The organism is Chromatiaceae bacterium (assembly GCA_016714645.1).
GTDB lineage: Bacteria > Pseudomonadota > Gammaproteobacteria > Chromatiales > Chromatiaceae > M0108.
In genome coordinates, this window is sequence record JADKCI010000005.1 from 534,907 (window position 1) to 547,353 (window position 12,447).

A 12,447-nucleotide genomic window follows, 5' to 3' on the forward strand; every position below is an offset into this window, starting at 1 on the left:
CACCAGCCCGGCGGGGGCAATAGTGACCAGGCCAAGGGCAAGGATAAGGGTGCGTAGCGACATGGGTGCGGCTCCTCTGGTGTCCAAAGCCCAGGTGGGTGGGCCTTCGGAAAAATGGGGTTGAAGGTGCAGGGGTCGGTAGTGGACGTGAGATGGGGGCTAAAGGGCGGAAACTAGGGTGCAGATTCCTGGGATGGCCTATCCCAGATCAATCGGGGATCAAAACTCATGGAGGCCAGCATGGTCAGCACGACCACGGCGGCAAAAAAAATGGCTCCCGGCTGGGCGACGACATTGGCGAGGTTGCCCAACTGCACGAGGGCGACCAGGATGGTGACCACATAGATATCGACCATGGACCAGCGCCCCACCAGCTCAAGGATACGGTAGAGCTGCGTCCGCTCCCGGGGCCGCCAGGTCCAGCGCCAGCGCACGGAAATCAGCAGCAAGATCAGGATCAGGATTTTGAGCATGGGCACGAAAATACTGGCGATGAAGACGACCAGGGCCAGGGGCCACATGCCGCTTTCGATCAGATAGAGGGCGCCACTCATGATGGTATCGGTCTGAATCCTGCCCAGGGAGGTGACCTGCATGATAGGCAGGACATTGGCTGGGATATAGAGGATGAGGGCGGCCATGATGAGGGCCGTGGTGCGTTGTAGGCTGCGCGGCTTGCGCCGGTACAGGATTTCTCCACAACGCGGACAGCAGGGGCGGCCATGGCGGCGGTAGGGACTCCTTTCCGGCACCACCAGGTCACAGACGGGACAGGAGCGGGTCGGTTCCCCCGGCCTGGTAGGGCCCTTGGGCCCGATCTGGCAGGCGCGACCAGACGATATTCGGGTCCAGGGAGGCCTGGGCGGCCGCCAGCACCAGGATTAGCAGGCCAAAGGCGTAGAGGCCGGTGCCCGGGACGATGGCGGCCATGGAGGCCAGCTTGACGGTCGAAACCAGGATACCCAGCATGAAGACGTCCATCATGCCCCAGGGTGCCAGGGTGCGGACATGGCGGAATAGGGTAGCGAAACGCGCCGGCAGGCGGCCGAGCTTGAGGGGGATCAGGACAATCAACAGGAGGCCGAGTTGCAGACCCGGGGCGAGGATGCTGGTAAAGAGCACGACCGCCGCCAGTCCCCACATACCCTCCGCGTAAAGGCTGATAACGCCCGTGGTCAGGGTGGTGGCCCGGGCCTGGCCCTGCATCTCCAAGGCCAGAAAGGGAAAGCTGTTGGCGACCAGAAAGAGGATGAGGCCGGCCAGGGTCAGCGCCAGGGCGGGTTCCAGGCTGTCCGGCCGGTTCCGGTGCAGGAGGGCCCCGCAACGGGAACAGTGGGCCGCCCCCCCCGGAGGCAGCGGCGGGTTGCGCTGCAGCAGGTCGCACTCATGGCATTGAGTCAGGAGATCGCGGGCCATGCTCGGGGTGAGGGCGGCGATCAGAATATCCAGGCAATCAACAGGGTGAGGATCGCGAAAAAGGTGAAGAAGGCCCCCAGCATGAAGGGCAGTTCACCGAGGATGCCATCCCCCGCCACCATAGCGAAGACCAGGAAGAGGACGACCGTGGTCACGAAGCCCCAGAGGGTCGCGGTCTTGAGGCCGATGCCCGGCGCCAGGGCGGCGCTGGCCTCCGCCACCAGGGGCGCCCCAAAGTAGCCCAGGAGGGCGATGATCGCCAGCGCCGCCAGGGTCAGGAAGCCAAACAGCTTGAGATCGCCAGTGGGGGCGCCCATGGCTCAGCTCCGTTCCGATGCGCTGGTGTATTGACGCAGCTTCTCCGGCTCGGGGAGGCCGCGGATCAGCACCTCGGGCATGTCGCCCGCCGTGTAGATGAGCACATCGCCAGCGCCCATGAGGCGTTGCAGGACGGATTGCTGGACGCGCACGGTCCGGATCGAGGTCTGGGCGATCTCCGTGTACTGCTTGCTCAAGAGGCCATGGGTCCAGACGATCTCGTCCGCCTTGATGACGAGGTGATCCATCTTGGTCTTCACGAACCAGACCAGCAGCCAGAGGAAGGCCAGGGCCGCGCCGGCCAGTCCCACCAGGCTGATGACGCGGGAGTCAAGGGCCAGGGTGGCACTGAGGCCGCTGGCCACCGGTGGGGTGGCGAGAATCACCCCCCCGACCAGAGACAGGATGAGGAGAACCGAACCGAAGGGGTTCATGCGGACCAGGGAGGGACTGGCTTCATACAGGACCTGGGACATGAGGGGACTCCTATGGGAATGGATGGAGGGTGCGTGGCTAGCGGGATGGTACCAGCCGAAAGGTGGTCATCATAGCCCAACCAGGCCCAGACGTCCGTCGCCTCGGCGGGATCGGGAGGGGCCCTGTTATACTGGTTGTCATGTCCACCGCCCCGCTATTTCTGCCCGCCTCCCGACCCATCCGCTCCCGCCTCTTCCGGGATCTGGTTCTGCTCATCCTCTTCACCGCCGGCTTGCTGGCCCTGGTGGCCTGGGGGCTGATCAGTGAGCTGAAACGGGACCTGGCGGCGGCGCGGGTTGGCGATGCCACCCAAATGGCCCGCGAGGAGGTCGGCAATTTTCTCCAGCCCCTGTCCCGCCAATTGGTCATTGCCCGCGACAGCCTGGTCATGAGCGGGGGGGCAGGCCTGGAAGCCAAGCAGCTCAATGCGCGCTTTATCCCCATCCTGCGCCACCTGGAACAGATCTCCGGGGCTATCCTGGCTGACCAGTCTGGCGGTGAATACTTCCTGCGCCGCGAGGCGGATCACTGGCTGGTCAGTCAGCGCGATCCGAGGCGCCCGGGGGTGTTGACCTGGACCCGACTCGACGCCCAGGGCACCATTCTCGACACCTGGGAGGCCCCCTGGGATCTGGACCCGCGCGAACGGCCCTGGTACCAGGCGGCGCTGGCGGCCGATGGCCAGGTCGGCTGGAGCGATCCCTACCGCTTTCAGTCCCTGAAGCTACCGGGGGTTACCGCCGCCATCACCTGGGAGAGTACCGGCGAGACCCGCGTCCTGGCCTTCGACCTCCTGTTGGGTCAAATCCTGGACTTCCTGGGGCGCCTGCCCCTGGGGCCCGAGGGCAAGGCCTTCCTGCTGGATGCCGGGGGCGGCCTCTATCTCCCCGATGCCGATGGCCAGCAGGGCCTGGATCAGGGCGACTTCTTCTCCGCCCATAACCAGCATGGGGGGCCCGTTCTGTTCGATGCCACCGCCGCCTGGCGCGCCGCGGGTCGGCCCAGCGAGGCGTTGGTGCCCTTCTTAAGTGGTGGCCAAGCCTGGCTGGGCGGGTTTCGACCCCTCTCGGACAACCCCGCGGGGGCCTGGTTTGGCATCGCCATGCCCGAATCCTCCGGGGCCGCCCTCACCAGCCGCTGGCCGGTCCTGGCCCTGACCACCCTGCTCATCGCCGGACTCGGCATTGGCCTGGCCGCCATGGTGATCCGCAAATACAGCCGCCAGTTGCGTGACCTGCCGCGGCTGACCATCGACCAGGCCAATCCCGAACGGGACCTTTATGACCTCATTGGCCGGGGGGAGGACGCCCATCTCGAATTCAAATCCACCATGCGGCAGAACCTCCACACCGGCCGGCCCGGGAAGGAGATCGAGCTGGCCTGGCTCAAGGGTGTCACGGCCTTCCTCAACACCGAGGGAGGCATCCTGCTGCTGGGGGTGGCGGACGATGGGAGCCTGCTCGGTCTGGAGGCGGACGGCTTCGAAAACGACGACAAGTGCCTACTGCACTTCAAGAATCTTCTCAACCAACATCTGGGTGCCGAGTACGCCCAACAGGTGCGGTTCGAACTCTACGAATTGGAGGCCAAGCGGATCGGCGCCGTGGAGTGCGAGCGCTCCCGCACTCCCGTTTTTCTGCGGGCCAAGAATAACGAGGAGGCATTTCTGATCAGGACCGGCCCCTCCAACATCGAACTCAGCCTGAGCCGGGCCTTGAAATACATCCAGGATCGCGCCTGAGGGACGCCGCGGTCCCGGGCAGTCAGATTGTCGCGATCGCCTCCTGGATGGCTCGCACCGCCTGGATCCTGGCCTCGCGCACCCGCTCCGGGATCCGCCCCGGCTCCCCGGTCCCGCGGGCGATGGCCCCGATATCGATCCCCCGGACCGCCGCCAGATAGGCGCGCCAATGATCGGCCTGGACATAATGGCGCTCCTGGTAGGTCTCGCGCCCACGGTAATCCGCCTCGCAGACCCGCAACAGCCGTTCAAACCGCTCGGGTCGCCGGAAGGCGTCGGCGCTCTCCAGGACCTCGACGAGGGTCGTGGGCCGCAATTCGGCAACCTTGTGGATGAGGCCGTGATAGCGGGCGGCGATCACCGCCAGTTCCCGGTAGCGGAGCGGGACCCGGTAACGCTCGCAGAGGTCATGGATCAGGGTAACCCCCCGTTCCTCGTGGCCCTTGTGGCTCGGCAGGATGTCCCCTGGGGTGATGCCCTTGCCGAGATCATGGGTCAGGGCCGCGAAACGCACCTCCGTCTCCCCCGAGACCCGGGCGGACATATCCAGCACCATCATGACGTGGACGCCCGCATCGATCTCCGGATGCCACTGAATCGGCTGGGGCACGCCCCAGAGCCGGTCCAACTCCGGGAAGAGGCGCGCCAGGGCACCGCACTGGCGCAGAACCTCGAAGAAGCGCGAGGGCCTGGTCTCCGCCAGGGCCTTGTGCAGTTCCTGCCAGACCCGTTCCGGCACCAGGGCGTCCACCTCCCCGGCCGCGACCATGGCACCCATCAGGTCCAGGGTCTCGTCGGCGATCTCGAAGCCCAGATCGGCGTAGCGGGCGGCAAAGCGCGCCACGCGCAGGATGCGGACCGGGTCCTCGGTGAAGGCCTCGGATACATGCCTCAGCCGCCGGGCCTCCAGATCCGCCAAGCCACCGTGGAAGTCGATGATGCCGCCCGCCTCGTCCTCCGCCAGGGCATTGATGGTCAGATCACGGCGGCGCAGGTCCTCCTCCAGGGTCACATCCGGCTCGGCATGGACCACGAAGCCCCGATAACCCGGCAGGGTCTTGCGCTCGGTGCGCGCCAGGGCGTATTCATCCTTGGTTTTGGGGTGCAGGAAGACGGGGAAATCCACCCCGACCTGGCGAAATCCCAGGTCCAGAAGCTGTTGAGGGGTGGCCCCGACCACCACGAAATCACGTTCCGTCGTTGGCCGCCCCAGGAGCCGGTCGCGGACCGCGCCACCGACGAGATAGGTCTTGACGCCAGGAAGCATGCCTCAATCCTCCCCTTTCGGCCGTTCCAGCCGGGGTGGCCCACCGGGTGGCTGAGGTGGCCGAGGCTGAGGCGCCGCGGGCCTGGCCCCGAATAAACGCCCGAGGGCGCCAAAAACGCGCTTGATGCCGCGCCAGAGCTTGGGTAGCAGCCAGATCAACAGCAGGATAAAGAGGACCAGCAGGACCAGGAAAACCAGTGGGTGATTAACGGCCACCAACAAACCGCCCACCACGGCGAAATCCTCCGCGAAGGAGGCCGCCCAATTGGAAAAGGGCTCGGGCGAGGTATTGATCATGACGCGGGCACCGGCCTTGGCGGCATGGGTGGCCGCCGCCAGCCCTCCCCCGGCCAGGGCCGCCGCGAGCTCGGCGCCGGGACCGATATCACCCACCGCCCCCGCCGCCAGGAGGGCCCCGGCGGGGATGCGGATAAAGGTGTGAATGCCGTCCCAGACGGTATCCACGCCCGGGGTCTTGTCGGCGAAGAACTCCATCAGATACATGAAACCCGCGGTGAACATCACCAGGGGATCGCTCAGAACCTCCAGGCCCGCGGGCAGATCCATGCGCCCGGTCAGGCCTAGATAGCCCAATACCAGGATAGCGGCGTAGAGATTGATGCCGCTGGCCCAACCCACACCCAGGGTCAGCGCCAGGCTTTGGGTGATATCTTCCATCTTCGAATCGACCCCCGTTATCTCGTGGATACCTGGACCATTATAGCCTGTCCTGGCGCTAGCCCCTGGCTGGGGGATTGAGGGGGGGCTAGAATGGCACCCCTCTTCCCCAACGCGACCAATCCGGTCGGCAGGTCGTCATGCGATTTCTGGTTTCGCTCCTATTGGTTTTCATCCTTGTCTTCATCTTTTGGCCCTACTATCACCTTTATCGCATCGATGATGCCCTCGGTCGGGCCGAACCCGCCGCCCTGGCCCCCCTCACCGATCTCGAGGCCATTCGGGACAATACCAGGCAGCGCCTCGAATGGGCGTTGGGGCTGAAGAATCTCACGACCGCCAACAATCCCATGGGCTGGTTCCAGCAGGGCCTGCAGCGGGCGGGCGAGGTCGCCCTGGAAGACACCATCAACCTCGAATGGGTCCAGAGCCAACTGCGCGATGCCGCCACCACCGCGACGGAAAAACGCCCGGCCTACTTCCTCGCCGCCGTCGATTTCGCCATGTTCGAATCCTGGAACAACTTCCTCGTCCGGCTGGGCAAGCTTGGCTATAACGACGCTCACGTCCGCCTCCACCTGGAAGGCGTGACCTGGAAAATGACGGATATCGTCCGCTGACCGGAGGCGGAACCTGGCCGGCCGGAGGCCCGACCCCCCGGCCGGTATGACGGCTGGCTAGTATTCCGCCATGGGCCCCAAACGGGGGCGGGAACTAGTGCCCGGTGAGGGGCCGCCCTGGACACCAAAGGGGCCTGAACCGGGCTCGGATGAGGTGTCCCCGGAACTGGGTGGTGGGACGCGCGGCTTGCCATGCGGAACCTGTCCACCGGGCCTGCCGGCTGGCGGCGTATAAGGCCCCAGGGGAGAACCTCCGGGTCCGCTCCTGGGGGGCTCATTGCGCGGTTGCGGCATGGGCCGGGGCTGGGGCCGGGGACTCGGTTGATTGCCCACCGGCCGGGGAGGATAGGCCTGACCCGGTCTCTGACTGCGCGGGAGTTCGTTGGTACGCGGCCCATCACCGAAACCAGGGTCCTCTCCTAACCGCCAAGGCTGAGGCTGGGGGCGCGGAGTTGGCCGGGGAGCCTGGCCGGGTGGGGGTCGATCCCCCCCCGGGGGCCTGGAACCAGACCAGACGGTATTGTCACCCGGGGGTCGGTAACCCGGCCTGACGTTATCCCCACCTGGCCGGTGATAGCCTGGCGGGGTCCGTCCGCCCGAAAGGGGTGGCCTATCAACGGGACGCTGATCATCATCCCATCTCGGCCGGTGTCCGTACCGGGGTGGCGGGTTGGGTGGATAATGCCGGTAACGCTCGGCGGGGTAATAGCGCCGGTGATTGTTGTAGTAGTACCAGGGCCGCGGACCCGGGTTGTCGAGGACGACATAGGTGCCCAGGCCGCTGTAGAGATAGGAGGGCAAGACCGTCGTCTCGACCCAGGTTCCACCGGAATTGTAGTGATAATAGCCCCGCTGGTTGTCGTAGTAGACGCCCACGGAGGGATAAAACCAGAAATCGTTTTCGAGGGGCCCGGGTCCTGGATAGTAGGAACTGGCCCCCACCACGCACCCACCCAGGCCAAGGGCCAGGGCTAACAGGGAAGCGGTCACGACATTGCGATAGATCCGCCTTGGTTTCATTGAGTTACTCTTATTCTTGGGGTAATGGGGAAACGGAGATTTCGTAACTGATATTTGTGTCTTCCTGGTGGCTATCAAGAGACGCCGCATCAATCCATACTAGGATCACAATTCTCGGACGCTCCAGCCAGCAGGGCCTGGGCACGAAACAGACCAATCAGGGTCTTAGCATCGGAAATAGTACCATCGCGGCACCATTCCAGGGCCTGGTTTAAGGGCAGCCAGTGCACCTCGATAACCTCCTCCTGTTCGTGGCCAAGCGCGACGGGGGTCAGGTGCCGGGCCAGGTAGAGATACACAACCTCAGTGAAGATGCCGGGGGAGCTGTGCATGAAGCCGAGTTCCCGCCACTCGGCCGCCTCCCGACCCGCTTCTTCCTCCAGTTCGCGCCGGGCGGTTTGGGTGGGCGGTTCCCTGTCGTCGATCTTGCCGGCGGGCAGTTCCCAGAGCCAGCCGCCCGTGGCGTAGCGATATTGCCGCAAGAGACAGACCTGGTCCGCCTGATCGAGGGCCACGACGGCGGCCCCTCCCGGGTGATGGACGATTTCCAGCTCGGCCTCATGGCCGTTGGGTAACCGCACGCACTCCTGAGTCAGACTGATGATGCGCCCGCGAAAGAGGATCGGGGGGGTAGCGGGCATGGTGGCGGTTCTTGAGTCGGGATGGAGGAGGATTTCCCGCGTCTCGCGGTGCCCGGGGGACCAGGCCAGGGGCTCAGGCCCGGGGTGGGACAGCGCCAGTCGCTCTCCTCGCCTGGCGACGCGGTAACCCTGACTTTCCAGCATCTGGCCATCGGCCTCGGAGCCATAGTGGTAGAGGACCAGACGCCCGCGCTGCTCGGGCTTGTATTCGCGGGCCAGATCCTGGTATCCGGTATGAGAAGGATTGGAACGGGTGCCACAGTCATGGAAAATAGCCTCGCCCCGGCTGGCATAGCGATTGAGTATCTCGGGAATGGGCCGGGTATCGCCGGTGAAGAGAAAGCGCCCCTTCAGGGCCAGGCCGAAGGCGGCGAGATAGTCATGATGCCGGACCGGAAAGACGCTGAAGCGCAGATCCCGATGCCAGAAGCGCTCCGAGACCGGGATCAGGTGGAAGACATCCCAAAAGTTGCACCCCCCCTCGGCGAGGAGATTGGGATAATCCGCCAGCCGCCGCTGGAGCACGGCCACCAGTTCGACCGGGACCATGAGGCGTGGGGGTTCTACCGGACTGGCGGCCGTCGCCAGCCGGTAAAAGAGGGCCTCCAGGCCACCGATATGATCAAAGTGAGCATGGGTAATGAAGATGGCGGTGGGCAGACCACCGTAGGTCTCCACATAGGCCGGTAGGCTGTCCGGACCACAGTCGATCAGCAGCCAGGGCTCGGCACCAAGTTCCAGGACGGCCGCGGAGGAACCCAGGCCGGGTGCGTGGGCGTTACCGACACCCAGAAAGCGTAGAAAGAATTCGGACATGGGCCTGCGCTACGGGGGGAAGTCGTTGGTAAATCGCGGTTTGGGGATTATCTTACCCCAGAGACCCTATCCGGCGCTGGCCTTAACACAGCCTTTCCGTTGGGGTCTTTCCCCGGACATCAAGGCCCCTGGCAGTCATCAAATTGTCATGGGACCCCAATAAGATACCTTATGGCCAAATCGCATCCCAACAAAGTTAAAACCCCTCACCCGCCATCCAAGCCTGCCGGGACCCACAAAATTATGGCGACCATCCTCCTCGTCGATGACGAGCCCGATATCCGTGAAGTCATGCGGTTTGCCCTAGAGGGATCGGGTTTCCGGGTTCTGGAGGCCGGTCATGCCGATGAGGCCCGCAAGCTGATGCAGGCCGAGGACCCGGACCTCCTTCTCCTGGATTGGATGCTGCCCGGCCGCTCCGGCCTGGAACTGGCCCTGCAACTCAAACAGAACCCTAAGACGCGCGCCACCCCCATCATCATGGTGAGTGCCCGGGGCGAGGAGGAGGACAGAATACGGGGTCTGGAAACGGGGGCGGACGACTACATCGCCAAGCCTTTCTCGCCGCGCGAGATGGTAGCGCGGGTCAATGCCGTGCTCCGCCGCTCCAGGCCCGAAACACCCTCGGACCAGATCGAGATCGGCGGCCTGCGGATCGACAGCATCAGCCATCGCGTCACCGCCAATGGCCAACGTCTTGAAATCGCCCCCACGGAGTTTCGCCTGCTGCACTACCTCATGAGCCATGCCGAGCGCGCCTTCACGCGCTCCCAACTCCTGGATCAGGTGTGGGGCGAACAGATTTATGTCGAGGAGCGCACGGTTGACGTCCATGTGCGTCGTCTGCGCAAGTCCCTGGAAGATACTGGCCACGACAGTCTGCTACAGACGGTGCGGGGTATCGGTTATCGCTTTTCCGACAAGCCCTGACAGGCACCCCGGGAGCGGACTCCATGGCAACGTCAGGGATCGATTCTATCCCTGACGCCTTCGTTTTCGATCCTGGTTACGCGACACCTTAATCACTTCCCCGCATCCCTCGGGAAGGGGGTAAAAATGGGGACTAGCCGCCAGTGGCCAGTTCGTGCTGATAGGCATCGTTGACACGGTCCCGCAACTCCTTGCCCGGCTTGAAATGGGGGACATGCTTGCCCGCTAGGGCCACGGCATCGCCGGTCTTGGGGTTGCGGCCTACGCGCGGCGGGCGAAAATGCAGGGAAAAGCTGCCGAAACCGCGTACCTCGATACGTTCGCCCGCAGCCAGGGCATTGCTCATGCGCTCGACGAGGTGGCGGACGGCCAGTTCCACATCCTTATAGGGGAGTTGATGATCCGGCTTGGCGGCCAGGATTTCGATCAGGTCGGATTTGGTCATGATGCTGGTTTCCCCTCTGGGTTGGCCCGCGATGCTGGGCAAATCGCCGCTGAAATAGACAGGATTTCACCGATACGGCGGCGCCTCGGGAGGCGCCGCCATTCGGACGGTCGGGTCAGAGGCTAGAACTTCTAGCCCCGACCCGCCTCTTCCATCTGCTGCTTGAGGATGTCACCCAGGGTAGCGGTACCCGCCTGGGCCTCGCGGGCATAGCCCTTCATGGCCGCCGACTCCTCGTCATGATCCTTGGCCTTGATGGACAGGGAAATGGTGCGGTTCTTACGATCGACGCCCAGGAACTTGGCCTCGATGGGCTCACCGGCCTTGAGCACGGCACGGGCATCCTCAATGCGGTCCCGGGAGATCTCGGAAGAACGCAGGTAACCCTCCACGCCATCACCCAGGGCAATAGTCGCCCCCTTGGCGTCCACATCCATGATGGTACCGTTGACGATACTGCCCTTCTCATGAGCGGCGACGAAGGCCGAGAAGGGGTCCTTGTCGAGTTGCTTCACGCCCAGCGAGATGCGCTCGCGCTCCGGATCGACCGACAGCACCACCGTCTCCAGTTCGTCACCCTTCTGGTAGCGGCGCAGGGCCTGATCACCGCCCTCCTCCCAGGAGATATCGGACAGGTGAACCAGGCCGTCGATGCCACCATCCAGGCCGATGAAAATGCCGAAGTCGGTGATGGACTTGATCTTGCCGCTGACATGATCACCCTTCTTGTGGTTGAGGGCGAACTCGTCCCAGGGATTCATGGCGCACTGCTTGATGCCCAGGGAGATACGGCGGCGCTCCTCGTCGATATCGAGGACCATGACCTCCACCTCGTCACCCAGGGCCACGATCTTGCTGGGATGGACATTCTTGTTGGTCCAGTCCATCTCGGAGACGTGGACCAGACCCTCGACGCCCTCCTCGATCTCCACGAAGCAGCCGTAGTCTGCGATGTTGGTGACCTTGCCGAAGACGCGGGTGCTTTCCGGATAGCGACGGGAAATGTTGACCCAGGGGTCCTCGCCCATCTGCTTGAGGCCCAGGGAGACCCGCTGGCGCTCGCGGTCGAACTTGAGGACCTTGACGTCGATCTCGTCGCCAATTTCCACCACCTCGGAGGGGTGCTTGACGCGCCGCCAGGCCATGTCGGTGATGTGCAGCAGACCGTCGATGCCACCCAGATCCAGGAAGGCACCGTAATCGGTCAGATTCTTGACCACGCCCTTGACCTGCATGCCCTCTTCCAGCTTCTCCAGCAGGGCCTCGCGCTCGGCGCTGTACTCGTCCTCGACCACCGCGCGGCGGGAGACGACCACGTTATTACGCTTGCGGTCCAGCTTGATGACCTTGAACTCGAGTTCCTTGCCTTCCAGGTAGGAGGTGTCGCGCACCGGGCGCACGTCCACCAGGGAGCCCGGCAGGAAGGCGCGCACGCTGTCAAGCTCGACGGTGAAGCCGCCCTTGACCTTGCCGTTGATGATGCCCTTGACGGCCTCACCGGCCTCGAAGGCCTTGTCCAGGAATTCCCAGGCCGCGTGGCGCTTGGCCTTTTCGCGGGACAGGCGGGTGGCACCCGAGCCGTCCTCGACGGCCTCCAGTGCGACCCGTACCTCATCGCCCACAGCACACTCCAGGTTGCCATTGACGTCGAGAAATTGGGATCTGGGAATAATGCCTTCGGACTTCAGGCCAGCATTGACCACCACCACTTCAGAGGTGATCGCGACCACAGTGCCGGTAATGATGGTACCGGGCTGCAGTTGATTGACGGTGAGGCTCTGTTCAAAGAGTTCGGCAAAGCTTTCGCTCATGGGTTAAAGGTTTCCTGACGCGGCGTGGGCTCGATCCCGAGAGACCGATGGTTTGGTTGAAAAAAGGCCGCCCGCCGGCGACCGCCTTGGGAAATCCACATCGCCGGCTGCGTCGCTGCGGCGGCATGACTCCCGAATGACCACTTGACCCGGACCAGCCGGGACGACAGACCGGGAAGGATGACCGAAAAGACTTTCGGAATCAAGCCGTTTTCCGGTCAAAATCATGATTTTGACCGGACTGGACAGGCAGGATGCCGCGCGGGT

At 64.1% G+C, this 12,447-nt stretch carries 10 protein-coding genes and 2 pseudogenes; 3 read left to right on the top strand and 9 right to left on the bottom strand.

All coding sequences use genetic code 11. The annotated features are described in order from the left end of the window. Nucleotides 1–173 precede the first annotated feature (173 nt). The 3 genes and pseudogenes from IPN92_19055 to IPN92_19065 form a co-directional block, all read right to left on the bottom strand. A pseudogene (locus tag IPN92_19055) lies at nucleotides 174–1,416 on the bottom strand (paraquat-inducible protein A). A 20-nt stretch (nucleotides 1,417–1,436) separates the two neighbouring features. Then, nucleotides 1,437–1,733: a hypothetical protein gene (locus IPN92_19060; GenBank protein MBK8640276.1), complete on the bottom strand. Its 297-nt coding sequence runs from the start codon at nucleotides 1,731–1,733 to the stop codon at nucleotides 1,437–1,439. 3 nt (nucleotides 1,734–1,736) lie between these two features. After that, nucleotides 1,737–2,210 (bottom strand): PH domain-containing protein, encoded by a 474-nt coding sequence (locus IPN92_19065; protein MBK8640277.1) that lies wholly within the window; start codon nucleotides 2,208–2,210, stop codon nucleotides 1,737–1,739. 140 nt (nucleotides 2,211–2,350) lie between these two features. On the opposite strand from IPN92_19065, the gene IPN92_19070 reads away from it, so the two are divergent. Continuing rightward, nucleotides 2,351–3,952 carry a putative DNA binding domain-containing protein gene (locus tag IPN92_19070; protein MBK8640278.1) on the top strand — a complete coding sequence of 534 codons (1,602 nt, stop codon included), beginning with the start codon at nucleotides 2,351–2,353 and terminating at the stop codon, nucleotides 3,950–3,952. A 22-nt stretch (nucleotides 3,953–3,974) separates the two neighbouring features. On the opposite strand, the gene IPN92_19075 is transcribed toward IPN92_19070, so the two are convergent. Beyond that, nucleotides 3,975–5,219, bottom strand: a complete 1,245-nt coding sequence (locus tag IPN92_19075) for a multifunctional CCA addition/repair protein (protein ID MBK8640279.1) — start codon at nucleotides 5,217–5,219, stop codon at nucleotides 3,975–3,977. 3 nt (nucleotides 5,220–5,222) lie between these two features. After that, nucleotides 5,223–5,897, bottom strand: coding sequence for a DUF4126 domain-containing protein (locus IPN92_19080; GenBank protein ID MBK8640280.1), 675 nt, complete (start codon nucleotides 5,895–5,897; stop codon nucleotides 5,223–5,225). A gap of 140 nt (nucleotides 5,898–6,037) precedes the next feature. Here IPN92_19080 and IPN92_19085 point away from each other — a divergent pair, with 140 nt between their 5' ends. After that, the gene (locus tag IPN92_19085; GenBank protein MBK8640281.1) at nucleotides 6,038–6,517 is read left to right on the top strand and encodes a DUF2939 domain-containing protein; all 480 of its coding nucleotides are present in this window, start codon (nucleotides 6,038–6,040) and stop codon (nucleotides 6,515–6,517) included. Nucleotides 6,518–7,626: 1,109 nt separating this feature from the next. Here the strand turns inward: IPN92_19085 and IPN92_19090 are convergent. Both IPN92_19090 and IPN92_19095 read right to left on the bottom strand, forming a co-directional pair. Further along, nucleotides 7,627–8,178 carry an NUDIX hydrolase gene (locus tag IPN92_19090; GenBank protein ID MBK8640282.1) on the bottom strand — a complete coding sequence of 184 codons (552 nt, stop codon included), beginning with the start codon at nucleotides 8,176–8,178 and terminating at the stop codon, nucleotides 7,627–7,629. Nucleotides 8,179–8,259: 81 nt separating this feature from the next. Next, nucleotides 8,260–8,994, bottom strand: a pseudogene (locus IPN92_19095) (MBL fold metallo-hydrolase). A gap of 243 nt (nucleotides 8,995–9,237) precedes the next feature. On the opposite strand from IPN92_19095, the gene phoB reads away from it, so the two are divergent. Then, a complete protein-coding gene (gene phoB / locus IPN92_19100; GenBank protein ID MBK8640283.1) occupies nucleotides 9,238–9,924 on the top strand; it encodes a phosphate regulon transcriptional regulator PhoB in 687 nt (228 codons plus the stop codon). A 133-nt stretch (nucleotides 9,925–10,057) separates the two neighbouring features. On the opposite strand, the gene IPN92_19105 is transcribed toward phoB, so the two are convergent. Both IPN92_19105 and rpsA read right to left on the bottom strand, forming a co-directional pair. Beyond that, nucleotides 10,058–10,369, bottom strand: a complete 312-nt coding sequence (locus IPN92_19105) for an integration host factor subunit beta (protein ID MBK8640284.1) — start codon at nucleotides 10,367–10,369, stop codon at nucleotides 10,058–10,060. 131 nt (nucleotides 10,370–10,500) lie between these two features. Further along, nucleotides 10,501–12,180 carry a 30S ribosomal protein S1 gene (rpsA, locus tag IPN92_19110; GenBank protein MBK8640285.1) on the bottom strand — a complete coding sequence of 560 codons (1,680 nt, stop codon included), beginning with the start codon at nucleotides 12,178–12,180 and terminating at the stop codon, nucleotides 10,501–10,503. Nucleotides 12,181–12,447: the final 267 nt, after the last annotated feature.

Excerpts from the sequence above, each read along its gene's own strand:
- IPN92_19080 (MBK8640280.1), bottom strand. The coding sequence starts at position 5,897 with ATGGAAGATATCACCCAAAGCCTGGCGCTGACCCTGGGTGTGGGTTGG.
- phoB (MBK8640283.1), top strand. The coding sequence starts at position 9,238 with ATGGCGACCATCCTCCTCGTCGATGACGAGCCCGATATCCGTGAAGTC.
- rpsA (MBK8640285.1), bottom strand. The coding sequence starts at position 12,180 with ATGAGCGAAAGCTTTGCCGAACTCTTTGAACAGAGCCTCACCGTCAAT.
- IPN92_19075 (MBK8640279.1), bottom strand. The coding sequence starts at position 5,219 with ATGCTTCCTGGCGTCAAGACCTATCTCGTCGGTGGCGCGGTCCGCGAC.
- IPN92_19060 (MBK8640276.1), bottom strand. The coding sequence starts at position 1,733 with ATGGGCGCCCCCACTGGCGATCTCAAGCTGTTTGGCTTCCTGACCCTG.
- IPN92_19070 (MBK8640278.1), top strand. The coding sequence starts at position 2,351 with ATGTCCACCGCCCCGCTATTTCTGCCCGCCTCCCGACCCATCCGCTCC.
- IPN92_19105 (MBK8640284.1), bottom strand. The coding sequence starts at position 10,369 with ATGACCAAATCCGACCTGATCGAAATCCTGGCCGCCAAGCCGGATCAT.
- IPN92_19090 (MBK8640282.1), bottom strand. The coding sequence starts at position 8,178 with ATGCCCGCTACCCCCCCGATCCTCTTTCGCGGGCGCATCATCAGTCTG.
- IPN92_19085 (MBK8640281.1), top strand. The coding sequence starts at position 6,038 with ATGCGATTTCTGGTTTCGCTCCTATTGGTTTTCATCCTTGTCTTCATC.
- IPN92_19065 (MBK8640277.1), bottom strand. The coding sequence starts at position 2,210 with ATGTCCCAGGTCCTGTATGAAGCCAGTCCCTCCCTGGTCCGCATGAAC.